Genomic DNA, 25,945 nt, shown 5'->3' on the forward strand with positions numbered 1-25,945 from the left:
CGGTCAGGATGACACGGGTACGCCGGTGAGCTCGTCGAGCGTCCGGATGGTGGCGAACCGGCCGGCCAGCGCGTACTCCGTGCGCTCGACGACCTGCTCCGCGGTCAGGGTCCGCGGATCGGCGAGGATCTCGTCCATGGTCGCCTCGTCGCGGATCGACCAGTGCGCCAACGCCATCGTCGCGGTCGCCTCGGTGACGAACACGACGTCGTACCCGAGGTCGGACGCGACGCGTGCGGTGGTCTCGCAGCACTGCTCGGTACGGATGCCGGAGACAACGATCTCGCCGACGCCGTGCTGGGTCAGCAGCTGCTGCAGATTCGTTGTGGTGAAGGCGTTGTGCGACGTCTTGGTGAGGATCGGCTCCCCCGGCAACGGTTCGAGACCGTCGATCAGCTGGACGTGGCCGTTGGCCGGGTCGAACGCGCCACCGGTCCCCGGCTCGGTGTGCAGCACCCAGACGACGAGATCGCCCTTGTCCCGGGCGGCACGCACGAGGCGGTCCACCCGCTCGGCGATGTCGGGGTGGTTCACCAGCTGCCAGTTCGGGCGGACCCGGAACGATTCCTGGACGTCGATCACGATCAGTGCGGTTCGGCTCATGACCTCATCCTCGCGCGCGAACGACGTACCGCTGAAGGCTCGATCAGGCCCCGGACCGGACCGATCTGGTCACGACCGGCAACAACGCGGAGAGATCGGACGAATTCACACCGTTCCGAACTGTTCCAAACACTCCTCCGGCGTGCTTATCGTGCCCAGGTCTGCTTCTACAACGATTGAGGGGATTGCGATGCCCGATCACCTGCCCCGCCGTCAGGTCCTGCGGACCGCCGGCGCCCTGGGCCTCGGTGCCGCCGCCGCGGGCGCGCTCGCTAGCACCGCGGACGCCAGTACCCAGGCCAGTTCGACTGCTGGTACGCCGGATAAGTCGACGTCACATGCTCCAGATAAGTTGACGGGTATGGGCGCACACCACGGCAAGCTCGAGATCCGCAAGGACCCGTTCGGCACCACTCCGGACGGTCAGAAGGTCGACGTCTACACGTTCACCAACGGCCGGGTGACGATCTCGATGCTCACCTGGGGCGCGACCATCCAGCGGGTCGAGACGCCGGACCGCCGCGGCAAGACCACGAACATCAGCCTCGGCTTCGACAACCTGCCGGACTACGCCGCGCTCAGCCCGTACTTCGGGGCCACCATCGGGCGGTACGGCAACCGGATCGCCAAGGGCAAGTTCACCCTGGACGGGACGGCGTACCAGATCCCGGTCAACAACGGTGAGAACGCGTTGCACGGGGGCACGCTCGGCTTCGACAAGAAGGTCTGGAAGGCGAAGGTCGTCCAGAGCGACAAGGCCGTTGGCGTCGCGTTCACCTACGTCAGCCCGGACGGCGAGATGGGCTTCCCTGGTGAGCTCACCAGCACCGTCACGTACACGCTGGACAAGCGCGACGACCTGCGGATCGACTACCACGCGACCGTGGCCGGCAAGCCGACGATCGTGAACCTGACCAACCACGTGTACTTCAACCTGCTCGGCGAGGGCAACGGCACCATCTACGACCACGTGCTGGAGCTGAACGCGCCGAAGTACACGCCGGTCGACGCGACGCTGATCCCGACCGGCGAGATCGCGCCGGTCGCCGGTACGCCGTTCGACTTCAGCAGGCCGACCGCGATCGGCAAGCGGCTCCGCGGCGATCACCAGCAGCTGATCTTCGGCCGCGGGTACGACCACAACTTCGTGATCGGCGGACAGCCGGACAGCAACGGCCTGCGACTCGCGGGGCGTTTCTGGGAGCCGGAGCACGGCCGCACGGTCGAGGTGCTCACCGACCAGCCGGGCGTCCAGTTCTACAGCGGCAACTTCCTCGACGGCACGTTCCTCGGCATCGGCAACAAGGCCTACCGCCAAGGCGATGCCTTCGCCTTCGAGACCCAGCACTTCCCGGACTCCCCGAACCACTCCAACTTCCCGTCGACGGTCCTCCGCCCCGGCGAGACCTACAAGTCCACCACCATCTACTCCTTCGGCACGAAGTAGCCCGAAGGACAGGAGGTAGTCGGCCCACACCGGGTCGGCCGAGGGTGAACACGGCGAGGGGTCCCGTCCTGGCGGGACCACCTCCTGTCGTTCCGCCCCCTTGCCTGGCCTTTGCAACGGGCGCACGCTGGTCAGGGGTGGGGGTGACAGGTGGTGGCACCGGCGATCGCACGCGCCCGCGGTCCCGGGCCGTGGGTGCTGTGGGCCGCCGTCGTACTGGGTCTGGGCACGCTGCTCGCCTCGATCGCGCTCGCGATGGCGGGCGACGAACTGGTCCGGCCCGGCCTGCAGGCGTTCCTGTTCAACTGGATCACCATCCCGTACCTGATCAGCGGAACGATCGCGTGGTGGCGTCGACCGGAGAGCCGCCTCGGTCCGCTGATGATCACCACCGCGTTCGTGATGGCTCTGACCGCTCTGCAGTGGTCGTCGCTGCCCGCGCTGCACTCGCTCGGCAACCTCCTCGACATGGTGCCGTCCGCCATGTTCCTGCACGTCTTCCTCGCCTATCCGACCGGGCAGCTGACGACCCGCCCGCGCCAGGTGGTGGTCATCGCCGGCTACGTGAACGTCGTGGTTCTCCAACTGGCGAAGATCCTGCTCGGTAGCAATCCGGACAGCCTGCTCGCGATCGCAGCCCAACCGGCGCTCGCGAGCCGCATCGAGCAGTTCCAGCTGATCGCGATGAGCGTTCTGCTGCTGATCGGCGCGGCCCTGCTCCTGGTACGCCGACCAAGCCCGGGCCTCGCGCGGAGACGTCCGGTGACGCTGCTGGTCGACACCTTCGGACTCGCACTGGTGATGCTTGCGCTCCTGTACGTCGCAGGTCTGCGCGGCTGGCCACAGATCGAAACGGTCCGGCACATCACGTTCGCCGCCCTCGGCCTCGCGCCGGCCGCCTTCCTGCTGGGCCTGCTGGACGCCCGACTGGCCCGCACCGACGTCGGCGCTCTGTTGATGGAACTGCGCGCGCACCCGACCAGCGATCTGCGCGAGCCCCTGGCGCGTGCCCTGCACGACCCCTCCCTCACCTTGGCCTATTGGCTACCTCAGTACGGAACCTGGGCCGATCCGGACGGTCATGCCGTCACCTTGCGGAGCACCGACGAGGGACGTGCGACCCGGATCATCCACCGCGACCACGAACCGATCATCGCCTTGGAGTTCGACCGATCGCTCGAGGACGAACGCGAACTGCTCGACGCCGTCGCGGCGGCGGCCGGGATCGCCTTGGAGAACAACAGGCTGCAGGTGGAGCTCCGTGCCCGTCTGCAGGAACTGCAAGGTTCGCGGGCCCGGGTCGTCGACGCCGAACAGAAGGAACGGCAGCGGCTCGAACGCAACCTGCACGACGGTGCACAGCAGCGCCTGGTGGCCTTGGCGCTCGAACTCGGGCTGCTCGCCAACAGCTCCACGGACAGCAGCGAAACCGCTGCACGGCTGCTGCAGGCGAAGCGCGAGGTCGCCGTCTCCCTGGACGAGTTACGTGACGTGGCGCGCGGCATCCATCCCGCTGTGCTCACCGGCCACGGCCTGGCGGTCGCGCTGGAGTCACTGGCCGCACAAGCCGCCGTACCCGTCGAACTCGACGTCGCGATCGACGGACGGCTACCCGAACGCGTCGAGATCGCTGCGTACTACGTCGTCAGCGAGAGCCTCACGAACATCGGTAAGCACGCGGCGGCGACCACCGCCTCGGTCCGTGTCACTCGGTCGGCGGACGCGATCGTCCTCACGGTCATCGACGACGGCGTGGGCGGCGCGGACACCGAGCGTGGGACCGGGCTGCGCGGGCTCGCCGACCGGGTCGAGGCCGTCGGCGGTCAGTTGCGGATCTGGAGTCCGGCGGGCCACGGGACCCGGCTGGAAGCGGAGTTCCCATGCGAGTAGCGATCGCCGAGGACAGCGTGCTGCTGCGCGAGGGACTCACCCGCATCCTCGAGAGCGCCGGCCTGGACGTGGCCGCGGCGTACGACAACGCCGACGACCTGCTGCGGTACGTCCGCAGCTTCCCGCCGCAGGTTGCGATCCTCGACATCCGGCTGCCTCCGACGCACAACGACGAGGGCATGCGCGCCGCCCTGCGGATCCGCGAGCAGCATCCGGGGGTCGGCGTCCTGGTGCTGTCGCAGTACCTCGAACTCGGCCTGGCGATGCAGCTGCTGTCGGAGTCCGCCGAAGGTGTCGGCTATCTGCTGAAGGACCGGATCAGCGACGTGGACGACTTCGTCGGCGCGGTACGGCGGGTGGCCGGCGGCGGTTCGGCGGTCGACCCGAAGATCGTCTCCACGCTGCTCAAACGGCGGCGCGGTGACGATCCGCTCGCCGTACTGACTCCGCGCGAGCGGGAAGCCCTGGAATTGATGGCGACCGGCGCCTCGAACCAGGGCATCGCCGACGCGCTGACGATCACGCTGCGGGCCGCGGAGAAGTACGTCTCCGGCATCTTCACCAAGCTCGGCATCCCGTCCACCCGCAGCGAATCCCGCCGGGTGCTGGCCGTGCTGGTCTACCTGCGCGCCTGACACACCAGAAACCCGAACCCCTCCTCCACCGGTCGCCCGGTCTCCCGAACGCGCCCGGAAACGCGAGTCTCGACGTAGACCCCGTCCCTGGAGGAAACAGTGCACAAATCCCGCGTGATGCAGAACGAACCCGACCCGCCACGCCGGCCGGACCGTGCACCAAGTCCCCAGCCACCTGCGATTCCCAGGAGATCCGTCATGACCTTCATCCGCAATCATCCCGTCGTCAGCTTCTTCGTCCTGGCCTATGCGCTGGCCTGGGCAGGCGTCCCGTTCGGGAGCTTCTACGCTCCCGGCGCCCTGGTCGCCGCACTCGTCGTCGTCTACCTGACCGAAGGTGTCGCCGGCCTGCGATCCATGGGTGCCCGGTTGATCCGCTGGCGGGTCCGCTGGATCTGGTACGTCGCCGCGATCGCCGTACCGCTGCTCGTGCACTTGGTGACGATCTCGCTCAACCAGGCACTCGGTGCGCCCGCTCCGAACACCGGGCAGTTCACGCCGTGGTACGGCCTCGCCGTCGTCGTCGGCATGATCATGATCGACCCGACCGGAGGCCCGTTCAGCGAAGAGCCGAGCTTCCGCGGCTACGCACAGCCCAAGCTCCAGTCGCGCCGTACTCCGCTCGCCTCGACCGCGATCCTGGCCGTGGCGATCACCGGCTGGCACCTGCCGCTGTTCTTCATCTCTTCGTTCGGCCTGCAGCCCTTCGAAGCGCTGACCACGCTCGGCGTCACCTTCTGGTACGCGTGGCTGTTCAACCACGCCGCCGGCAGCGTGCTCATCACCCTCATCGCGCATGCCACCGAAGGCAGCATCAACACCAGCGACCTCTGGCCCGCCGGTTCGGACCTGACCCGCGAGACCTGGCTGTACGTCGCGGTCTGGTGGGCAGTCGCGATCGGCCTGCTGATCGCCAACCGCCGCTTCTGGACCACCCCCGCACCAGCCACAGCCATCGACGTCAAGGAGCCAGTGTCATGACCACCACCTCGATTCCCCCTCGTACCCCTCCCGTCGATCGCGCTTGGAGCGGCTGGCGCACCGTGCTGGTCGTCATGGGTGCCTTGCTGGCCCTGGTCGGCGTCACCCTGTTCGCTGTCGGCGGCGTCGGACTCTGGGCGCAGCATCAACGCGACGGCGACGGATACTTCACCGCCGGACCAGAGCGGGTCAGCACCAGCACCTACGCGCTGTCGGCGCCTGGGCTCGACATCGGCGGCGTCGGGCCGGACGCCTTCTACACCGACGACTTCCTCGGCAAGGTCCGCATCGAAACCAAGTCGACGTCCGGTACGCCGGTCTTCATCGGCATCGGTCCGGCCGCCGACGTCGCGGCGTACCTCAAGGGAGTCAGCCACGACGAGGTCGCGGACTTCGACGTCGATCCCTTCCACCTGACGACCACTGCCCGGCCCGGCGACAAGCCGGCCGCCCCGCCCGCCGACCAGACGTTCTGGGTCGCCTCCGGCACCGAAACCCTCAACTGGACCGCCCGCGGCGGCGACTGGTCCGTCGTCTTCATGAACGCCGACGGATCTCAGAAGGTCGACGCCGAACTGAGCGTCAGCGGCACCCTCCCAGCCGTCGAGGGCATCACAATCGGCGCCCTGATCGGCGCCGCCCTCCTACTGCTGATCGGCTCCGCCGTCGTCGTCTCGACCATCACCACCCGCCGCACCTTCAGCGACTAGGGGTGGCGTGGAACCACCAGCGCTGCTACCTCGGACGGCTCGATCAGTCGGCCGGCCAGCATGGCAGCGGACCCGCAGGCCATCACAATGACTCGGCCAGGACCAGCGCACGCCTGCCGGGTCTGGAGAGCAGCAGATGTGATGGCCTGGCGGTCCGGGTCCACAACCGACGCGCCGTGATGAGCGAAGGGTTACCTAAGCTGCCTAGAGTTGGGGCCATGAGCGAACCGGTTCTGCAGATTCCGTTCGACGACGCGTTTCGGTTCGATCCGTCGCCGACGTTCGCCGAGTTGCGGGAGAACCGGCCGGTGGCGCGGGTGCGGACGCTCGCGGGCGCCGAGGTCTGGCTGGTGACGCGGAACGACGACGTGAAACTGGTGCTCGCCGATCCGCGGTTCTCCCGCGCCGCCGTGGTGAAGCAAGGCGCACCACGGGTCGCGCTGGCCAAGCCGATGCCGAACAGCCTGACCACCACCGACCCGCCGGAGCACAGCCGGCTCCGACGGTTGGTGGTGCCAACGTTCGCGCACCGGAAGATCGAGCAGACCCGGCCGTGGGTCGCGGAGCTGTCCGCGCAGCTCGCCGAGGACGTCGCGCAGGCGGGCGACGGCGCCGACATCAGGCAGCTGGTCGCGTTGCCGTTGCCGATCCAGGTGATCTGCCAGCTGCTCGGCGTACCGTACGCGGACCGCGAGCAGTTCCGGGAGTGGACGGAGCTCGGGTACAGCATGAAGATGGCCGAGAAGGACCTCGTCGAGGACGCGATGACCAACCTCACGGCCTACATCGAGGATCTGGTCACGAAGAAGCTCGCGAACACCGACGAGCCGGCCGAGGACCTGCTCGACGAGCTCGTCCGCGCACGTGAGGAAGGCGATCGGCTGAGTCAGGAGGAGCTGATCGCGTTCGGCGTGAACCTCTTGGTCGCCGGCCACGAGACGTCGGCGAACCAGATCTCCAGCTGCGTCGCCACGTTGCTGCGCTGGCCGGAGAACTGGGCGCGGCTGGTCGAGGAGCCCGAACTGATTCCGTCGGCGATCGAGGAGCTGCTGCGGTTCAACAGGTTCAGCGAGGTCGGCCAGCTCCGGGTCGCGATCGAGGACGTCGAGCTGCACGGCGTACAGATCAAGGCCGGTGAAGGGGTGATGGCCGCGCTCAACTCCGCGAACCGCGACCCGCGGGCGTACGACGCCCCGGACGAGCTGCGGCTGGACCGTCGCGACAACAAGCACATGTCCTTCGGCTTCGGACCGCACTTCTGCCTCGGCGCACAACTGGCGCGGATCGAGCTGCAGGAGTCACTGGCGGCGCTGGTCCGGCGCTTCCCGCAGATGAGCCTCGCGAAGCCGGCCGAAGAGCTCGAGTGGCGCCGCGTGCTGGTCAGCGGTCTCGCAGAACTGCCGGTGAACCTCAGCGTCTGAGGTCCACCGGCAGCTGGTGATTCAGTTCTGCGAGGCGAACACGACTCCGTGCTCGGTCTCGTACTGCTCGATGAAGCGCGCGGCCATCGGCTCGCTCGACGCGATCGCGTCGGCGAGTGTCTTCGCGCTGCGCTCACGGCCGTCCGGCCAGTCGGACAGCAGCGCGAAGGCCCGCATCCGCTTCTTCTCCAGCACGGTCGGCTCCGGCTTGTCCTCCACCGGCTCCGGCTCGGCCTTCGCGATGACGACCGGCGCCGGGTCCGGCAGTACCGGCTCGACCTTCGGTGTCCTGATGAGCGCCGGCGGCTCGGTGTCCGTCACCGTGGCGAACGGGGACGGCGGCTGCGGCTTCTGGACCACCGGCTCGGCCTTCGGCTGCGGAGCCAGCGGCTTGAGGCCACCCGCCGTACCGTTGACGACGTGCTGCGGTTCGCCCTCGTCCTCGACGACAACCGCCTCGGACACGTTCCCGCTGTCGGTCGGGTCCTGGTCGACGATCGCCATCAGCTCGCCGGTCCAGGCGTCGTCGTCACGCAGTCCTACCCCGGAGCCGTCCGCACGCCGCGGCTGCCCGCCCTCGAGCACCCATACGGCGGCGGGTACGGCGGGACGGTCCTCGGACTGCTCCGGCGGCGGTGAGATCGCCTTGGTCAGCTTGTTGGTGATGACCTCGTAGTTGATCCGCTCCTCGAGCATCCCGGCCAGCCGGTCCGGGTCGTACGTCGTCTCGGCGATCTTCGCCAGCCGCTCGTCCTGGTGCTCGGAACGGATGTACTCCGCGACGGTGCCGGCGATCGCGTCCCGGCGGCTCTTGTTCCGGATCTGGTGCTGGGCCGCGCGGAGGCTCTCGTACAGGCCGTAGCCGTGCTCGATCGCCAGCGACCGGGCCAGCCAGGTGACCCGTGGCTCACGGGCCCACTGGACGACGCCGTACACCGGGCCGGTCTCGCGCATCTGGCCCGCACGACGGAGCGCGTCGCGGCGACGGGCCGAGCTGTGGATCAGCCAGAGCACGTACGCGAACGCGGACAGACCGCCGAAGCCGAAGGCCAGGAACCGCTCCTCCGGCCGCCAGTGGCCGACCACGTTGAAGACGACCGCGACGAGCGCCGCGAAGAACGACATCGCACGGTACGCGTAGGCCTGCTCGCCCTTGCGGCGGCGCAGGTCGGCGAGTGCCGCGGTCGCGACACCACCGAGCTCGAGCACCGCGACCGCGGGAGTGACGAGCACGATCTTGAGCAGCTGCGAGAAGCCGTTGTCCGGCCAGGGGATATGGGTCACGCCGGCCCAGACCTGGCCGACCAGCGCCGCGGCAGCCGCGGTCGCGTAGAAAGCGTAGGCGACTTTGTCCGCACCGGTGAGGGGTACGTTGGCCAGTTCGCCAGTACTGGTTGTGCTGGTGTTCTCCTGCAAGACGTGCACTCCTGACCGGTTTGGGCTCTCCGGCAGTTCGTCGGGTGGGTGGTACGGCGGCCCCCATATAGCGCGCTGCAAGAGGCTACCGGTTTCCGGCCCCGAAAGGGGAGGCGAATCCGGAAACGTCTCGAACCTCCCCACTCCGGCCCCGGTTCTAACCTGTCAATTCAAACGCGTTGTGGGGTCCGCTCCGTGAATCGTAGGGTCGGCTCCATGATCCCGACGCTCCGCTCGCTCCCCGACCCGGAGGCCCTGGCGGCGGAGCTCGGCACGCGTTACCACCTCGCCTTCACCAGTTGCACGCTGCTCCGCTCGCTGGTGAACGACGTCTACGAGCTGGCCACCGACGACGCCCGCTACGTCCTCAAGCTCTATCGGTACGACGGCCGCGGACCGGACGAAATCCGTTGGGAGACAGGGCTTTCGGAGCATCTGCGCGCGTCCGGCGTACCCGCTCCGCCGGTCCTCCCGCTGCCCGACGGCGACACCGTCGGCCTCCTCGAGACACCCGAAGGTCCCCGGCCGTTCACCCTGCTCGGGTACGTCGAGGGCAGCAAGCCGGGACCGCCGTTCACCGACGAGTTGTACGCCGACTTCGGCCGGCAACTCGCGGCATTCCACGATGCCGCCGACAACTACACGTCGCCGTACTATCGGTCTCCGGCCGATCTCGTTCACCGGCTGGACATGCCGCTCGAGGAAATCCTCGCCGTGGACGCCACGGAGGAAAACCTGCTCCGGTCTCTTGCCGGTGCTGTACGGAACAACCTCGCGCAGTACTCAAAGGCAGGAACCTGCCACGGCGACGTCACGATGGACAATGTTTTGTTGACCAATCAGGGACTGCTGCTGCTCGATTTCGACCTCGCCGCGGTCGGGCCGTTGGCGGCGGATTTCGGCGGCGTCGCGACGACGCCGCACTGGGACGCGTTCAAGGCCGGGTACGCCGCATGCCGGCCGATCACGCCCGAGGACGAGGCAGCGATCCCCTACCTGCAGGTCGCCGGCAGCATCTTCAACCTGTACTTCCACATCGTCGACAAGCCACGCTGGCGCGGCTCGGAGTCGCGCGACGAGGGCTGGGCCGCGACCGAGCTCGACGGGTTGCGCGCGGCGGCCGACGTACTGCTCTGACCTTCCCTGTTCTGACGTTCACAGCAAGGTCCCAGGAAACGCCAAGCGACCCCGAGGACTGGCCGCACATTCTGGGTGCATGAGGGTTGCGGCGCGTTCGTTGAGTGTTCGGGTCGCGGCGGCGATGGTGGTGCTGGTCGCGGTGATGAGTCTCGTGATCGGCGCGCTGACGACCGCCGCGATCGGCTCGTACCTGACCAGGCAACTGGACGGGAAGGTCGAGGCGACGCAGGGTCGCGCGATCAACGCGCTGACCAAGGGCGATATGAACGGGCCGCCGGCGGACGCGCCGCACGGGCAGGACGCGGGCACGGTGACCTTGTACGTCACCCCGACCGGCGCGGCGGGCAATGTGATCACCTCCGACGGGAAGCTGACCGGACTCAGCGACCAGGCGATCGACGTACTCGACGAGGTGACCGCAGGCGAGAACAGCACGGTCGAACTGCCTGATCTCGGCGAGTACCGGGTGCACGCGTCCAGCGTCGACGCGGTGACCGTGATCACCGGGCTCCCGACCACGGACATCCAGAACACGATCAACAGCCTGATCGGGTGGGAGGCGCTCTTCGGCGGGATCGGCGTACTCACCGCGGGCGGTGTCGCGGTGTTCGTCGTACGGCGCCAACTGCGGCCGCTGCGCCGCGTCGCGCAGACCGCCCGCGAGGTCGCCGGTCTGCCGCTCGACACCGGCGAGATCGGGGTGACCGCACGGGTGCCGGACCAGCTCACGGACGAACGCACCGAGGTCGGTCAGGTCGCGGTCGCGTTGAACACGCTGCTCGGGCACATGGAGAACGCCCTCGACGCGCGGCATCGCAGCGAGCAGCAGGTCCGGCAGTTCGTCGCGGACGCCTCGCACGAGCTGCGTACGCCGCTGACCACGATCCACGGTTACGCCCAGCTGAGCCTGCACCAGGGCGATCCCGACCTGTTCACGCACGCGATGGGCAAGGTGATGGTCGAGACCACCCGGATGGCGTCACTGGTCGAGGACCTTCTGCTGCTCGCCCGCCTGGACGCCGGCCGGCCGCTCGACAGCCGCCCGGTCGACCTGTCCCGGCTCGCCCTCGACTCGGTCACCGACGCGAGAATCGTTGCCCCCAGCCACCATTGGGAGCTGGACCTGCCGGCCGAACCGATCATCGTGATCGGCGACGAGCAGCGCCTGCATCAGGTCGTCGCCAACCTGCTCACCAACGCCCGCCGGCACACCCCGCCCGGCACCACGGTCACCGTCGCCGCCACCAGCAGCGACCGCTCCGCCCTGCTCACCATCCGCGACGACGGCCCCGGCATCCCCGCCGACCTGCTCCCCAACGTCTTCCAGCGCTTCACCCGAGCCGACACCGCCCGCAACCGAGCCACCGGCGGCGCCGGCCTAGGCCTCTCCCTCGCCCAGTCCATAGCCCAGGCCCACCACGGCACCCTCACCCTCACCTCAACCCCCGGCAACACCAACTTCACCCTCGCCCTCCCCCGCTGAGCCCCCATTTGCCTGGCCCACCCACCAATTTGCTTGGCTGACCCACCCATTTGCCTGGCCCACCCACCAAGTTGGGGGTTCGCCACCCTGGTTGCGGGTGTGGAACCCCCCATTTGGTGGGTGGGCCAGGCAAATGCGGGTCCGGCGGGGCTTGGCGGGGTGGTGGGATTTCGGCGGGCCCGCGGGGCTTGGCGGGGTGGTGGCTTAGGTGGCGAGGGCCTTGGTCGCCTGGGCGGCGAGGGCCGCGGCGCGGTTGTCGTCGGTGAGGCCGTCGGCGATGAGTACGGCGTACCGGAAGCGGAGGGTGTCGTCGGCGGGGAACGGGAGTTCTTCGGTGAAGAACGGGGCGGGGCAGACCGCGGCGAAGTCCTCCGAGCGGACGAACCACTCCGGTGGGTGGCGGACGTTGTCGGCGGCGTCCGCGACGATGATCGTCGACGCGGTGTCGGTCTCGTCCTGGCGGGCGGTGAAGCCCATCCACGGTGCGCGCTGCCCGCGGAGCTCGTCGCCGCCCTTGCCCTGCGGCGCGAGGATCGTGCCGTTGGTGAAGGAGCGCGGCCCACGCCAGAACAACCCGCCGTACCCGGCATTCGGCCGGCCGGCCGTGGTCGGGCTGCCGATCTGGATGAGGTCGCCGGAGACGTTCGTCATCGCGGTCTCGTAGACCAGCACCCAGCCGTCGTCCGCGAGCCGCGCGGTGATCGTGCGGGACTCGTCGACGACGTGCTGACCGCCCTGCGTGTGCCACGACAGCTGGTGCGCGAACCGGACCTCGTCGTCGGACACGTCCAGCGTGTCGACCCGGTCGTGGTCCTGCGAGCCGTTGTTGCCGAGCGGCTTGTACCCGTTCTCCTTGGTGTACGTCGGGCCGCCCCAGAAGTTGTCGTGCCCGAAGTGCGGCAACGACCAGGACATGCCCTTGTGCCACAGGTGGTCCCACGGGCGGTAGACGCTGACCAGGTCGCCGGTCAGCGTCCGGATCGGGTGGAAGTACGGTCGCGGCGACTCGTACTGCGGGTCGTCCGCCTTGTACACATAGGTGAACAGCTCGCCGCCGCCCGCCGTGACCTGGATCGACCGGCCGACAGCGTGGTTGCAGCCGAGGTTCTGCGTCATCAGCTCTCCTGTTTCGCTGGTTTCGTCCATGGCGCCCCGATCTCGCTGAACAGCGCCAGCTCGTCCGAGGCCCGGTCGATCCAGTTCTCGACGTCGAGAACGATCGGCCGGCGCTCCAGTCCTTCGCCTTCCCAGCGCACCAGCTCGGGCGGGATCACCGCCGGGTCCGGCGCCGTCCGCACCGCCTCGACCACGCGGGTGAACCCACCCGTCGCGGCCAGCGGCACGTACAGCGGGACCGTGGGATCGGCCCGATGCGCGAGCAGGTTCTCCAAGAGATCAGCTCTGCCGTACTTCGTGTCGCCGATCAGGTCCGACTGGTACGTCAGGACCGCGCGCCCCTCCGACCCGTGCACGATCACCGTCGCCTCGAGATGATCGATCGCACACAACGTCACCGCGATCAGGATCGGCGTACCGCGGCTGGTCGTGATTCGCACCGCGGAGGTGTCGTCGGACTCGATCGGGTTCGCGCGGTACAGCTCGGTCTCGATCGACCGTACGTCGTCCACGCCGGTCGAACCGTCCAGCAGCAGGGCCGCCGCGGCCGCGTGCGCGAGCGGGTTCGTCACCGCGCCGTCGACGACGTCGATGCCGTCGAGCCGGCGCCGGCCGGACCACCGCGCGCGCTGGAAGTACCGGGCCTTGCGCACCCACTTCCCCACCGCGCTGATGCCCCGGATCTCGCCGAGCTGCCCTTCGGCGATCATCGCCGCCAGCTTCAGCGTGGCCTCCGACGCCTGCGCCTGGAAGCCCACCTGACACGCCCGCCCGGTCTCGGCCACCACCGCGGACAACTGCTCGAACTCGGCCATCGACGCCGTCGGCGGCTTCTCCAGCAGTACGTCGGCGCCCGCGCGCATCGCCAGCTCGGCCAGCGGGACGTGGGTCTGGATCGGCGTACAGATCACCACGACGTCGACCTCGGTCGCCGCGAGCAACTCGTCCAGGCCGCTGAAGACCTGGACACCGGCGGGCAGGTCTTCAGCACCTTGCGGATCGGCGACCGCCACCAGTTCGGCCCGGCCGGCCTCCGCCAGCCGGGCGACGTTGCGTACATGGGAGGCTCCGTGGCCGTGGATTCCCACCACGGCCACGCGGGCCCCCGTCATCGACAATCAGTTGCCGTCAGCAACACTATTTGAGCTCCCCGTTGACCTCGTTCAGGAACGCCTTGGCGGCCGCATCCGGCGCCTGCCGCCCGAACAGTACCTCGGTCGTGTACCGCTGGATGATCTTCTCCACCTGGCCGCCACCGACCGGCGGCGCCGGCGACGGGTCACCGAGATCCTGCTTGATGTCCTGGATGAACTTCGCGGTCGCGGCGTCTTCCGGCTTCAGCTTCGGCGTCACCTCGGCGCGGACCTCGGTGTTCGGCGGCACGCCCCGCTCGGCCAGCAGGACGTCACCGGCCGCCGTGTTGTTCGCCAGGTAGTTCACGAACTCCGCGGCCTCCTTCTGGTGCTTCGACCGCGCCGAGATCGACCAGAACATCGAGCCCTTGTAGTACGAGCCGTTCTTCGCGGCCTGGCCGTCGGGGCTCGGGATCCGCAGCAGCTTCAGCTGCTGCCCGGTCGCCTTGCTGAAGGCCACCAGCTGGTTGCTCCAGATGAAGCTCATCGCGAGCTTGCCGGTCGCGAACGCCGACTGGTCGAGCGACGCGTTCATGTCCTGCGAGATCGCCTCGGCCGACGGGATCGCCTTCGCATCCCGGAGCTTCAGGATGTACTTGAAGAAGTCGGTGGTCTTCTCCGGCGAGACGCCGAGCTTGCCGTCCTTCGTCCAGAGCGACTCGCCGTTCTGCCGGGCCCACAGGTTCAGGCCGGCCTCATTGGTACCGAGTGCGCCGGTGCCGGTGACCTTGCCGCCGGTCTTGGTGGTGATCTCCGCGGCCGTCTTCGCGAAGTCGTCCCAGGTCCAGGTCTTGTCGTCCGGGATCGCCACGCCGGCGGTCTTGAAGGCCGCCGGGTTCACGACCACCGCGAACGAGTTGATGCCGGCGTTCAGCCCGTACAGGCCGCCGTCGAACTCACCGGCGCCGAGTGTGTCCGGCTCGAACTTGCCGGTGTCCAGGCCGTCGGCCTTCTTCAGGTCGAGCAGCGCGCCGCGGTCGGCGTACTCGCGCAGGTACTTCTCGTCCATCTGGATGATGTCCGGCGCGTCGTTCGCCGCGACCGTGGTGGCGAGCTTGTCCCAGTAGCCGGACCACTCGCCGAACTCGCCCTTGATCGTGACGTTCGGATGGTCCTTCTGGTACGCGTCGATCACCTGCTGGGTGAGCTTCGTCCTGGTGTCCGATCCCCACCAGGTGAATCGGAGCGTGACCTTGCCGCCGTCGGCGGACGACGACGCACCACCGGAGTCGCCGCCGCAGGCGCTGGCCGCCAGCAGCGTGACGGTGACCGCGGCGGCGGTCAGGGCCCGTAGGCCGCGTGGGATGTGCCTCATGAGGTGCACCTTTCAGGGGGTTACTTGATGCCGGTGGTCGCGATGCCCTTGATCAGGAACCGCTGGCCGAGCAGGAAGGCGAGGAAGACCGGGACGAGGGACACGACCGACATCGCGAACATCGAGCCCCAGGACGAACTGGAGGTCGAGTCGACGAACGACCGCAGTGCGACCGGAACGGTGTACATGTGCGGGTCGGTCAGGTAGATCAGCTGGCTGAAGAAGTCGTTCCAGGTCCAGATGAACGTGAAGATCGTCGTGGTGGCGAGCGCCGGGACCATCAGCGGAAGGATGATCCTCAGGAAGATCGAGGCCTTGCCGCAGCCGTCGATCCGGGCGGCCTCGTCCAGCTCGCGCGGGATACCGCGGATGAACTGCACCATCAGGAACACGAAGAACGCGTCGGTGGCGAGCAGCTTCGGCACGATCAGCGGCAGCACCGTGTTGATCCAGCCCAGGTTCGAGAACAGGATGTACTGCGGCACGATCACGACGTGGATCGGCAGCATGATGCTCAGCAGCATGATCGCGAACCAGAACTTCTTGCCCGCGAACTCCAGCCGGGCGAACGCGTACGCCGCCATCGAGCAGGACACCAGGTTGCCGAGGATCGAACCGAGCACCACGATGCCGGAGTTCAGCAGGTAGCGGGTGAACGGCTCGGTCAGCGCGTGCCAGCCGACCCGGTAGTTCTCGATCCGCAGGTCCTTGATCAGGATCCCGGGATCGCGGAAGATCTCGTTGCCCGGTCGCAGTGAGCTGACCACCATCCAGATCACCGGGTAGAGCATCACCAGCGCGGAGCCGGCCAGCAGCACGTGGATCACCAGCGGCCGGATCCGCGCCCAGGTGACTCCTGAGGCCCGGCGGGCGGCGAGGCTGCGGTGCAGAGTCTCAGTCGTCATAGAACACCCAGTACTTCGAGGCGAAGAAGTTCGCGGCGGTGAAGACCCCGATGATCACGAGCAGGAACCACGCCATCGCGGAGGCGTAGCCCATGTCGAAGTTCCCGAAGCCCCGGTCGTAGAGGTACAGCGTGAAGAACATCGTCGAGTCCGACGGTCCGCCGCTGCCCCCGGAGACGACGAACGCCTGGGTGAACGACTGGAACGCGTGGATGATCTGCAGCACCAGGTTGAAGAAGATGATCGGCGTCAGCAGCGGGAGCGTGATGCTGAAGAACCGCCGCAGTACGCCGGCGCCGTCGACGGACGCGGCCTCGTAGTACATCGTCGGGATCTGCCGCAGTCCGGCCAGGAAGATCACCATCGGCGATCCGAACGTCCAGACGTTCAGTACGACGAGGGTGCCGAGCGCCGTACTCGGGTCGGAGATCCAGCCCTTGCCCTCGATGCCGAACACGTCCAGCACCTGGTTGAGCAGACCGGTGGTGCCGAACACCTGCCGCCAGAGGATCGCGATCGCGACACTCGAGCCGAGCAGCGACGGCAGGTAGAACACCGAGCGGTAGAACGCCATACCGCGGACGCCGCGGTCGAGTACGACGGCCAGCAGCAGCGCGATCGCCAGCTGCAGCGGGACCGAGACGAACACGTAGGTGAACGTCACCCGGAGCGAGTTGTGCAGCCGCTCGTCGGACAGCATCCGGGTGAAGTTCTCCAGGCCGATCCACTTCGGCGCCTGGATCAGGTTGTAGTCCGTGAAGGACAGGTACAGCGAGGCCACCATCGGCCCGATCGTGATCAGGAACAGCCCCAGCAACCACGGCGCCAGGAAGAGGTATCCGGCCAGGTTGTCCTTTTTCTGACCTACCGGTTTCTTTCCCCTCAGACTGCCCAGCTCGCCCAGCGCACTCATGGTCACCACCTTCGGAAAGCGCTTGCCTTGGCCGGTCAAACTAGTACAAGAAACCGGTTCCCGCAAGAGTTCATCGATGTAGGAAACGACCGGATCCGGACCCGCTGCGAGGTATTGACAGGACAAAGTTCCGCCGCGACAGTTCTGAGCATTTGGCAACCGTTTACCGACGGGAGATCCCGATGCTGCGACGTACGTTTCTCACCGGTTCGCTGACCACAGTTGCGCTCGGCGCGCTGCATCCCACCGCGGCTCGTGCTGAGGTAGCAGCTGTGGACGAGGACTTCCTGACCCTGCTGACCGAGGCGAACCGGAAACAGATTCCGCTCGTGCTCGACAACTTTCAGAACGTTTCCGACAGTGTCCGGACCGTGGCCCGCAAAGCCCGCCGGCTGGTTTCCGGCTACGTCTGGGGAAGGTCGTCGTACCACCACGACGCCACCCTCCTCGGACCGCTCGGCTGGCTGGTCGACCAGCTCGCCGCGCGGCAGCACGAGGACGGCCTGTACGACGTCGGCAACCTGCACTCGCCGCCGGACAGCGCGTTCGCGATCCAGGACGTGTGCACGCTGTATGCGCTGCTCGACGAGGACGGTCAGGCGGAGACCGCGTCGATGCGCGCGACGCTGGCCTCGGTGATCAAGAAGGCCGGGCCGGCGTTGGCGAGTGGCGGCGTACACACGCCGAACCACCGCTGGGAGGTGTCCGCGGCGCTGGCCCGGGCGAACCACCTGTTCCCGGACCGGCGGTACGCGGCGCGGATCGACGACTGGCTCGACGAGGGCATCGACGCGACCCCGGACGGGATCTACAGCGAGCGGAGTTCGACGTACGCCGCCGAGGTGACCAACCCGTGTCTGCTGACGATCGCGTGGCTGCGCGACAAGCCGGAACTGCTGGACTACGTACGGCGGAACCTCGACGTGACGCTGTACCTGCTCGAGCCGAACGGCGAGGTGGACACGACCGCGTCACGGCGGCAGGACCAGAAGGGCGTGCGGGAGGTCTGGTGGTACCTGACACAGTTCCGCGAGCTGGCACTGCATACGCACGACGGGCGATTCACGACCATTGCCAAGAGCATCGAAGCGCGTGGCACCGGTGAGCTCGGCGATTTCCTGGCCGAGGTGCTCGAGCGACCGGAACTGTCCGCCGTCCTCCCGACTGCGGAAGCGGCTCCGACGAACTTCGTGCAGCACTACCCGTCGCAGGCCTCGGTGCGGATCCGGCGGGAGGGGCGGACCGCGACGGTGTTCGGCGGCACCGATTTCCACGACCTCCCACTGATCTCGTCGGGCCTCTCCACGAACCCGACCTTCTTCAAGCTCCGCAACGGCGCGGCGATCCTCGACTCGGTCCGCTTGTCGCCGCAGTTCTTCAGCACCGGGCATTTCCGCAGCGACGGGCTCCGCCGGCTGGGTACGAGCTCCTTCCGTCTGTCCCAAGAGGTCAAGGTTCCGTACCACCTGCCGCTCCCCAAGCGCTACCGCCGCTCGGACGGCCAGTACGCCCTCGCCCCGGACGGCCGCTTCTACGCGGCGATGGATTTCGGGCACCGGCCGAAGCAGTACCGGACGTTGCGGACCGAGGTGACCGTGACCGAGGTCGGCGGCGGCTACGACCTGACGTTCGACTTCGCCGACGACGAGACGGCGTACGCGATCGAGCTGTGTTTCCGCGCGGGCGGAACGCTTTCCGGCGTCGACGCATTGGATGCTGCAGGCAACTATCAGCTGACGTCCGGGACCGGGAGCTACACGGTCGGCGCGGAGCGGATCGAGTTCGGCCCGGGCAACGGCGCCGCCCGGGTCGCCATGGACCCGGGCGAGCGCTACACCTACCTGGGTGGCAGCCTCACCCCGGACGGACTCCGCGTGTACCTGACCGGCCGTACGCCGGGCCGCCAGGTGCTGCGGCTGCGCACCTCCTGACTGCCCGGTCCTTGATTACCTGGCCGTCCGCACGACGGTCTCGAGCGAGCCGTCGTGCGGAATCCGGAGTACGTGGACGCGCCGCCGCTGGTCGCGCAGGTAGGTGCGCGACGAGGTGCTGAGCGTCGCCGTACGCCGTCCCGACCAGGTGATCGTGATCGTGGCACGTCCGCGACGGATCACGATGCCGTCGGCAGTCGCCGTCCTGGTCTCGCCGTACGGCACGACGGTCCCGTCCGAGAAGACCACCTCGTCGCCCGGCTGGAGCACCAGCGGGACCTGCTCGGTCGCGGCGCCCGTCGCGGTCACCCGGCGGCTGACCGAGTGCGAGCCGATCACGAGCTCGGTCGACACCGAGCCGTCGGGCGTGCGGTAGCGGACCAGGTCCTTCGACGGGTATTCCGCGACCAGGTTGCTCTCGGCATCGGCCTTGCCGTCGCGGACCGTGCCCCAGCAGCCGGTTGCGGTCTGCTGCGCGTGGATCACGGTGCCGGCCGCCGGGTGCCAGAGGAATCCGGTCCCGGCCTTGACCGCGCTGCCCTGCCGCTCGCCGAAGAAGGCGCCGAGGTACAGGCCGGGTCGCCGTACGTAGAGGTAGTCCTGGTTGCCGTAGTCGTCGTGGCGCCGCTCGGTGAAGTCGTCCCGGCGCAGGTACGGGATGTTCGCGATCGCGGCGCGCTTGGCGGTCCGGGTCGGCAGCGTCTCGCCGTACGGCGCGTGCGCGATGATGCGCGGCGAGGTGTCCTGCTTGGCCAGCGCCGGCACCGGAGCCGCGTCGGCGGCCCACGCCTGCCGGGTCGCCGCTTTGTCCTCGCGGGACGTGAAGAAGGCTCCGAAGTCCGGTACGGCGGGGACGAAGTGCGAGCCGAGGATGCTCCGGTCCGGGTCCGCGATCACGTCGTCGTAGAAGGCGACAGAGGTCCGGTCGGAGACGGCGTAGTACGTCAGCCAGCCGGAGCCGTCCGGTTCGCGGAGCAGGTTGTAGCCGAACCAGTCGGAGAACTTGCGCGTCATCGAGACCAGCAGCGGATTCTTGGTCTGGAGGTAGAGCTCAGCCATCTCCGGGAGCATGACCTCGAAGTTGTAGTTGATGTCCATCCCGCGCGGATCGTAGAAGAACCCGGCCGGGCTCTGCGCCCACTTCGCGACGAACCGGATGCGGTCCTGGAGCTTGGTCCACCGGGCCTGGTCGGGGAGCAGCCGCAGGGTGAGCGCCGAGCCCGCGACACCGGCGACGGCCTGGTTCGTGTACTCGAACGGGTCGTCCCAGACGACCGAGTTGCCCGGGTCCAGGTACCAGTCGACTCCCTTGCGCAGGGCACCTTCCAGCTGGGTCCGCCGGCTCGGCAACGCACCTCCCTGGCGCAGGTTCGCCAGGGTCTTGGCGAGGTAGCCGATGCCGAAACCGCTTGACGCCTTGCCACGCTCGCCCGGGGAGTACTCCGGCCACGAGCCGTCCGGGTTCTGCAGAGCCAAGTAGTGCTGCAGGGCCGCGTCGAGCCGGCCGAGCAGTGCGTTGTCGCGGTAGTACGGGTTCCAGGCGCGCTTGTTCGCGTAGAACCAGCTCAGCGTGAAAACGTGTTCCTGCACCCGAGAGTTGAACGGTTGAGACGGCGTCCGCCACCAGCCGCCGCCCATGAACCCGTACGGATCGGTGTCGACGATGTCGTTGGTCATCGGCGCGAGGATCACCAGGTACCCCGCGAACCGCTGTTCCCCCGGCGCGAACAGCCGTCGATCGGGCGCTCCGGCCGGCAGATTCGCCAGTAGTGGAAGCCCGGCGGCACGAGCCGGCGCCGACATCATCGCGGGCGCGAGCCCAGCGGCTGCGGCCGCGCCGAGCAGAACGGTACGACGTTTGACGTGCATGACTGAACTCCTGAAGTAGTTGCAGCGGATGGTGAGACGCACTCCTCGCGACCATCGGGAACAGCGGCGAGTTTTCTGCGCCGGACCGACCGTGGTCAAGACCTTGGCTTTAGTAATCCGGATTAGCAGGCGGAGCGAGCCCTTGACGACCATCGCGGCACTGTTCTAATGTCCCCGGCAATCCGTATTACCGCGAAGGATCGATCGATGCCGGACAAGGCAACCACCCGACTCACCCAACGCGACATCGCGCGACTGGCGAAGGTCAGCCAGACCACGGTGTCGCTGGTGCTGAACAACCGCAGCGACGCGACCGCACGGATCCCGGCCGAGACCCGGGACCGGGTGCTCAAGGTGATCCGCGAGACCGGCTACCAGGCCGATCCGCTGGCCCGCCGGATGACGAAGCAGCGCAACCAGATCCTCGGCGTTTTCACCTACGAGTCGGTGTTCCCGAGTGCGAGCGGCGACTTCTACCACCCGTTCCTGGCCGGCATCGAGGACCGCGCCGAGCGCCTCGGGTGGGACCTGTTGCTGTTCACCAGCGCTCCGGTGACCGACGGGCATCGGCGGATCTTCCACGAGAACAACCGCCTCCGGATCGCCGACGGTTGCCTGCTGCTCGGGCGCGAGATTCCGTCCGACGAGCTGGCCCGGCTGATCGCCGAGGACTATCCGTTCGTCTCGGTCGGCCGGCGCGACGACGCCGGCGCCCCGGTGCCGTACGTCGGCGCCGACTACAGCACCGCCACGCGGACGGTCGCGGAACGGGCCGCGTCACTCGGCCACCGGCGGATAGCCTTCGTCGGGCTCGGCGTCGGTGCCGAGTCGTCGGCCGACCGGCTCCGGGGCTTCCGTGAGGCCGCCGGCCCGCGAGCACCCCATGTGCCGACCCTCGATCGTTCGCCGGGCGATGTGCTCGACGACCTGCTGGACCGGCGGATCACCGCGGCGTTCGTCGAGGAGCGGGCCGACGCGATCGCGTTGTACGCCGCGGCTGCCGAGCGCGGGGTCGACGTACCGGGCGACCTGTCCGTGGTCGCGCTCGGTGATTCGACGCGGCCTGCTGCCAGCGATCTCGACTTCACGGGTTTCCACGTTCCGCGGCGAGCCATGGGCGTACGCGCGGTCGAGCTGCTGGAGGCGGTCCTCAGCGGGACCTCCGCCGAGCAGCAACTGCTGCTCCCCTGCGAGCTGACCGACGGAATCACACTCACTCCACCCAAAGGTGCCTGAATGCATACCGATGTACTTGTGATCGGCGGCGGACTCGGCGGCGTCGCCGCGGCTCTGGCCGCGCTGCGTGCCGGTCGCTCGGTGATCCTGACCGAGGAGTTCGACTGGCTCGGCGGACAGCTGACCAGCCAGGCGGTCCCGCCGGACGAGCACACCTGGGTAGAGCAGTTCGGCGTCACGGCGTCGTACCGGACGCTGCGCAACGGGATCCGTGACTACTACCGCCGCCACTACCCGCTGACCGAGGCGTCGCGTGCCGCGGTGGAGCTCAACCCCGGAGCCGGCTACGTGTCCAGGCTCTGCCACGAGCCGCGCGTCGCACTCGCCGTCCTGGAGTCCATGCTTGCCCCGTACCGAGGCAGCCGCAGGCTCCAGGTGCTGCAGCCGTACCGGCCCGTGGCCGCCGACACCGACGGCGATCGGGTCACCGCGGTCACCGTGCAGCATCGCGACACCGAGGAACGGTTGACACTGACCGCGCCGTACATCCTCGATGCGACCGAGACCGGTGAGCTGCTGCCGCTGACCGGGACCGAGTACGTGACCGGGTTCGAGGCGCAGGGCGAGACGGGCGAGCCGAGCGCTCCCGCCGAGGCGCAGCCGCTGAACATGCAGGCGGTGTCGTACTGCTTCGCGGTCGACCACGTGGACGGGGATCAGGTCGGGGACAAGCCGGCGAACTACGCGTTCTGGCGGAACTACCAGCCGTCGTTCTGGGGCGATCGCCTGCTGTCCTGGACCGCGCCGAACCCACGGACGCTGGAGAGCTCGCGGCGGACCTTCACCCCCAACCCCGACGACGACCCGCTCGCGGTGGTCGCGGACCAGCGGCGGACGGGCGGCGACACGAACCTGTGGACGTTCCGCCGGATCGCGGCCCGCCGGCACTTCGCTCCGGGCGCGTACGAGAGCGACATCTGCCTCGTGAACTGGCCGATGATCGACTACTTCGAGGGCCCGGTCATCGACGTACCGGATGCAGCGAAGCATCTCGCGGCGGCGCGCGAACTCTCTCAATCCGTTCTCTACTGGCTGCAGACCGAGGCACCACGGCCCGATGGCGGCACCGGCTTCTCCGGGCTGCGGTTGCGGGGCGACCTGGTCGGCTCCGCGGACGGTCTGGCGCAGGCGCCGTACATCCGCGAATCCCGGCGGATCAAGGCGGAGTACACCATCGTCGAGCAGGACCTCTCGGTCGCCGTCCGCGGTGCGCAGGGAGCGGTCGAGTACGACGACAGCGTCGGCATCGGGATGTACCGGATCGACCTGCATCCCTCGACCGGTGGCGACAACTACATCGACGTGGCCAGCAGCCCGTTCCGGATCCCGCTCGGCGCGCTCATCCCGCAGCGCGTCGAGAACCTGCTGCCCGCGAACAAGAACCTCGGCACCACGCACATCACCAACGGCTGCTACCGGCTGCATCCCGTCGAGTGGAACATCGGCGAGTCCGCCGGCGCGCTCGCGGCGTTCTGCCTCGACCGCGACACCGCCCCGCGCGCAGTCCGCAACACCCCTGCTCTGCTCGCCGAGTTCCAGGACCGCCTGGTTGCTCAGGGCATCGAACTCGCCTGGCCGGACGTCACTGGCTACTGATGGAGGACTGACCGATGAAACTCCGTTCCCTGACAGCGGCCGGTGTGGCCGCGGCTCTGCTGGCCCTCGCGGGCTGCGGCGGCTCGTCCGACGGCGACTCCGGCTCTTCGGGTCCGGTGGACCTGCGGATGACGATCTGGAGCGCCAACGCCAAGCATCTGGCGTTGTTCGACCAGATCGCCGCCGACTACAAGAAGGACCATCCCGAGGTCGGCAAGATCACCTTCGAGTCGATCCCGTTCGACAGCTACACGACCACCCTGACCACGCAGATCGGCGGCGGCAACGTACCGGACCTGGCGTGGATCTTCGAGAGCAACGCACCGGACTTCGTCAGTTCGGGAGCGCTCGAGCCGATCGACAAGGACGCCGATCTGCTGCCGAGTACGACGGCCAACTGGGAGAAGGACGGCAAGCTCTACGCGTACCCGTTCTCCACCTCGCCGCTGGGGGTGTTCGTGAACACCGACCTGGTGAAAGCGGCGGGGCGGCCGGCTCCGGCCCAGCAGATCGCGTCCGGGACCTGGACCTGGGAGGAGGCCGCCAAGACCGCTGCCGCCGTACAGGCCCGCGGTAAGGGTGGTCTCGTGGTCGGCGACTTCGACTACAAGGGCTGGGACACGCTGAACGCGATCTGGTCCGGCTGGGGCGCGCGGCCGTGGAGCGAGGACGGCAAGACGTGCCAGTTCGACCAGCCGGCGATGGTGGACGCGATGACGTTCGTCCACAAGCTGATCTTCACCGACAAGGGCATGCCGGGGCCGGGCGTGACGAAGGACTTCTATGCCGGCGACTCGGCGATGATCCTGACCCAGATCAGCCGCGCCGCACTGCTCGAGAAGTCCAAGTTCACGTGGGATCTGGTGCCACTGCCCAAGGGCCCGTCGGGTGAGTACTCCGTCGTCGGTCAGGCCGGGATCGGTGTCTTCAAGCGCGGCAAGCACGCCGACGCGGCCAAGCAGTTCCTGGCCTATTTCAGCAACGCGGAGAACTCGGCCAAGCTCGCGCAGTTCTTCCCGCCGCCGCGCAAGTCGCAGCTGAACGCCGCGACGCTCGCGAAGGCCAATCCGTTGCTCAAGCCCGCACAGCTCGACAGTGTTGTTGTCAAGGGCATCGAGAACGGCACGATCAAGCCTAGCCATACCGGGTACGCCGAGCTGCAGCAGACCGTTCGCGCCGCGCTCGACCCGCTGTGGAAGCCGGACGCCGACGTGAAGACGGTGATGTCCGGCGTCTGCTCGAAAATCAACCCCCTGCTGGCGAAATGACCTTGCTCCTCGACAAGCCGGCGCCTCCCCAGGCGCCGGCGGAGCGTGCGCCGTACTGGACGATGCGGCGGCGGGACACCTTGGCCGGATGGCTGATGGTCCTGCCGCAGCTCGCCGGGATCGTTGCCTTTGTCATCGTTCCGCTCGGGCTGGTGGTCTGGTACAGCGTGCACGAGTGGAACGTGCTGGGCGGGACGTTCGAGTTCGTCGGCGGTGACAACTACGCGGCGCTGGCCGACGACCAACGACTCGGTCCGGTGCTCAGGGCAACGGGTCTGTTCTCGGCCGGGTTGGTGGTGCTGAACCTCAGCCTGGCGCTGTTCCTGGCCGTACTGCTGAACCAGAAACTCCGCGGAACCGTTGTTTTCCGGACGTTGTTCTTCTCACCGGTCGTCGTGACGCTGGTCGCCTGGACGATCGTGTGGGGGTTCCTGCTGCAGGACAACGGCGGGCTCAACGGGTTCCTGAACCTGCTCGGGATCGACGGCCCGAACTGGCTGCGATCCGGCGGTACGGCGATGGCGTCGGTGATCGTGGTCCAGCTGTTCAAGAACGTCGGTCTCAACATGGTGTTGTTCCTCGCCGCGTTGCAGGGTGTGCCTGCGGAGCTGTACGAGGCGGCCCGGATCGACGGGGCGTCCGCCTGGGCACGGTTCCGACGCGTGACCGTGCCGCTGATCAGTCCGACGATCCTGCTGACGATGATCCTCACCATCGTCGGATCGCTGCAGGTGTTCGCGCAGATCGCCGTACTGACCCAAGGCGGGCCTGAGACGTCGACGACCGTCCTCGTCTACTACCTGTACCAGCAGGCGTTCCAGTTCCATCACTTCGGGTACGGGTCGGCGCTGTCGCTGCTGCTGTTCTTCATCGTCCTGGTGCTGACGGTGATCCAGTGGCAGATGCGTAAGAAGTGGGTGTTCCATGAAGCTTAAGT

The 25,945-nt window shown here is 68.1% G+C and carries 21 protein-coding genes; 13 read left to right on the top strand and 8 right to left on the bottom strand.

Translation table 11 applies throughout. The features are described from left to right. Positions 1-3 precede the first annotated feature (3 nt). Positions 4-603 carry an isochorismatase family protein gene (locus E0H45_RS06930; RefSeq protein WP_202872215.1) on the bottom strand — a complete coding sequence of 200 codons (600 nt, stop codon included), beginning with the start codon at positions 601-603 and terminating at the stop codon, positions 4-6. A gap of 190 nt (positions 604-793) precedes the next feature. On the opposite strand from E0H45_RS06930, the gene E0H45_RS06935 reads away from it, so the two are divergent. From E0H45_RS06935 to E0H45_RS06960, 6 genes are all read left to right on the top strand, one after another. Then, positions 794-2,050 (top strand): aldose epimerase family protein, encoded by a 1,257-nt coding sequence (locus E0H45_RS06935; RefSeq protein ID WP_131335407.1) that lies wholly within the window; start codon positions 794-796, stop codon positions 2,048-2,050. A 153-nt stretch (positions 2,051-2,203) separates the two neighbouring features. Further along, positions 2,204-3,940, top strand: coding sequence for a sensor histidine kinase (locus E0H45_RS06940; RefSeq protein WP_131335408.1), 1,737 nt, complete (start codon positions 2,204-2,206; stop codon positions 3,938-3,940). Further along, positions 3,931-4,575, top strand: a complete 645-nt coding sequence (locus E0H45_RS06945) for a response regulator transcription factor (protein WP_131335409.1) — start codon at positions 3,931-3,933, stop codon at positions 4,573-4,575. Before E0H45_RS06940 ends, E0H45_RS06945 begins: the two co-directional genes overlap by 10 nt. 198 nt (positions 4,576-4,773) lie before the next feature. After that, entirely contained in the window at positions 4,774-5,556 is a 783-nt protein-coding gene (locus E0H45_RS06950) for a CPBP family glutamic-type intramembrane protease (protein WP_165546371.1), read from the top strand. Continuing rightward, the gene (locus E0H45_RS06955) at positions 5,553-6,266 is read left to right on the top strand and encodes a hypothetical protein (RefSeq protein WP_131335411.1); all 714 of its coding nucleotides are present in this window, start codon (positions 5,553-5,555) and stop codon (positions 6,264-6,266) included. Before E0H45_RS06950 ends, E0H45_RS06955 begins: the two co-directional genes overlap by 4 nt. A gap of 218 nt (positions 6,267-6,484) precedes the next feature. Then, entirely contained in the window at positions 6,485-7,687 is a 1,203-nt protein-coding gene (locus tag E0H45_RS06960; RefSeq protein ID WP_131335412.1) for a cytochrome P450, read from the top strand. Between the two features lie 21 nt (positions 7,688-7,708). Here E0H45_RS06960 and E0H45_RS06965 read toward each other — a convergent pair whose 3' ends face one another. Then, positions 7,709-9,103: a hypothetical protein gene (locus tag E0H45_RS06965; protein WP_131335413.1), complete on the bottom strand. Its 1,395-nt coding sequence runs from the start codon at positions 9,101-9,103 to the stop codon at positions 7,709-7,711. A gap of 216 nt (positions 9,104-9,319) precedes the next feature. On the opposite strand from E0H45_RS06965, the gene E0H45_RS06970 reads away from it, so the two are divergent. Both E0H45_RS06970 and E0H45_RS06975 read left to right on the top strand, forming a co-directional pair. Continuing rightward, a complete protein-coding gene (locus E0H45_RS06970) occupies positions 9,320-10,240 on the top strand; it encodes a phosphotransferase enzyme family protein (protein ID WP_131335414.1) in 921 nt (306 codons plus the stop codon). Positions 10,241-10,319: 79 nt separating this feature from the next. Then, positions 10,320-11,726: a sensor histidine kinase gene (locus E0H45_RS06975; protein WP_131335415.1), complete on the top strand. Its 1,407-nt coding sequence runs from the start codon at positions 10,320-10,322 to the stop codon at positions 11,724-11,726. A gap of 204 nt (positions 11,727-11,930) precedes the next feature. Here E0H45_RS06975 and E0H45_RS06980 read toward each other — a convergent pair whose 3' ends face one another. Genes E0H45_RS06980 through E0H45_RS07000 form a run of 5 tightly spaced genes read right to left on the bottom strand, consistent with a single transcriptional unit; the run spans position 11,931 to position 17,108 of the window. Further along, positions 11,931-12,842 (bottom strand): DUF6807 domain-containing protein, encoded by a 912-nt coding sequence (locus E0H45_RS06980; protein WP_131335416.1) that lies wholly within the window; start codon positions 12,840-12,842, stop codon positions 11,931-11,933. Further along, positions 12,842-13,954, bottom strand: coding sequence for a Gfo/Idh/MocA family protein (locus E0H45_RS43835; protein ID WP_131335417.1), 1,113 nt, complete (start codon positions 13,952-13,954; stop codon positions 12,842-12,844). The genes E0H45_RS06980 and E0H45_RS43835 overlap by 1 nt, the downstream gene beginning before the upstream one ends. A 25-nt stretch (positions 13,955-13,979) precedes the next feature. Beyond that, positions 13,980-15,290 (bottom strand): ABC transporter substrate-binding protein, encoded by a 1,311-nt coding sequence (locus E0H45_RS06990; RefSeq protein WP_165546372.1) that lies wholly within the window; start codon positions 15,288-15,290, stop codon positions 13,980-13,982. Positions 15,291-15,310: 20 nt separating this feature from the next. Then, entirely contained in the window at positions 15,311-16,195 is an 885-nt protein-coding gene (locus E0H45_RS06995; protein ID WP_131335418.1) for a carbohydrate ABC transporter permease, read from the bottom strand. Then, positions 16,185-17,108, bottom strand: coding sequence for a carbohydrate ABC transporter permease (locus E0H45_RS07000; RefSeq protein ID WP_130384868.1), 924 nt, complete (start codon positions 17,106-17,108; stop codon positions 16,185-16,187). Before E0H45_RS07000 ends, E0H45_RS06995 begins: the two co-directional genes overlap by 11 nt. Positions 17,109-17,290: 182 nt before the next feature. Between E0H45_RS07000 and E0H45_RS07005 the strand changes: the two genes are divergently transcribed. Further along, positions 17,291-19,039: a hypothetical protein gene (locus E0H45_RS07005; protein ID WP_131335419.1), complete on the top strand. Its 1,749-nt coding sequence runs from the start codon at positions 17,291-17,293 to the stop codon at positions 19,037-19,039. 15 nt (positions 19,040-19,054) lie between these two features. Here E0H45_RS07005 and E0H45_RS07010 read toward each other — a convergent pair whose 3' ends face one another. Continuing rightward, a complete protein-coding gene (locus E0H45_RS07010; protein WP_131335420.1) occupies positions 19,055-20,908 on the bottom strand; it encodes a hypothetical protein in 1,854 nt (617 codons plus the stop codon). Between the two features lie 207 nt (positions 20,909-21,115). Between E0H45_RS07010 and E0H45_RS07015 the strand changes: the two genes are divergently transcribed. From E0H45_RS07015 to E0H45_RS07030, 4 genes are read left to right on the top strand one after another with little or no spacing between them, the layout of a single operon-like run. Next, positions 21,116-22,144 carry a LacI family DNA-binding transcriptional regulator gene (locus E0H45_RS07015; protein ID WP_131335421.1) on the top strand — a complete coding sequence of 343 codons (1,029 nt, stop codon included), beginning with the start codon at positions 21,116-21,118 and terminating at the stop codon, positions 22,142-22,144. Then, positions 22,145-23,740 carry an FAD-dependent oxidoreductase gene (locus tag E0H45_RS07020; RefSeq protein WP_131335422.1) on the top strand — a complete coding sequence of 532 codons (1,596 nt, stop codon included), beginning with the start codon at positions 22,145-22,147 and terminating at the stop codon, positions 23,738-23,740. Positions 23,741-23,754: 14 nt separating this feature from the next. Continuing rightward, complete coding sequence (locus E0H45_RS07025) at positions 23,755-25,008, top strand: ABC transporter substrate-binding protein (protein WP_131335423.1); 1,254 nt, start codon at positions 23,755-23,757, stop codon at positions 25,006-25,008. Further along, positions 25,005-25,943, top strand: coding sequence for a carbohydrate ABC transporter permease (locus E0H45_RS07030; protein ID WP_202872216.1), 939 nt, complete (start codon positions 25,005-25,007; stop codon positions 25,941-25,943). The genes E0H45_RS07025 and E0H45_RS07030 overlap by 4 nt, the downstream gene beginning before the upstream one ends. Positions 25,944-25,945: the final 2 nt, after the last annotated feature.

The sequence above is a fragment of the Kribbella soli genome (genome assembly GCF_004331345.1).
Classification (GTDB): Bacteria; Actinomycetota; Actinomycetes; order Propionibacteriales; family Kribbellaceae; genus Kribbella; species Kribbella soli.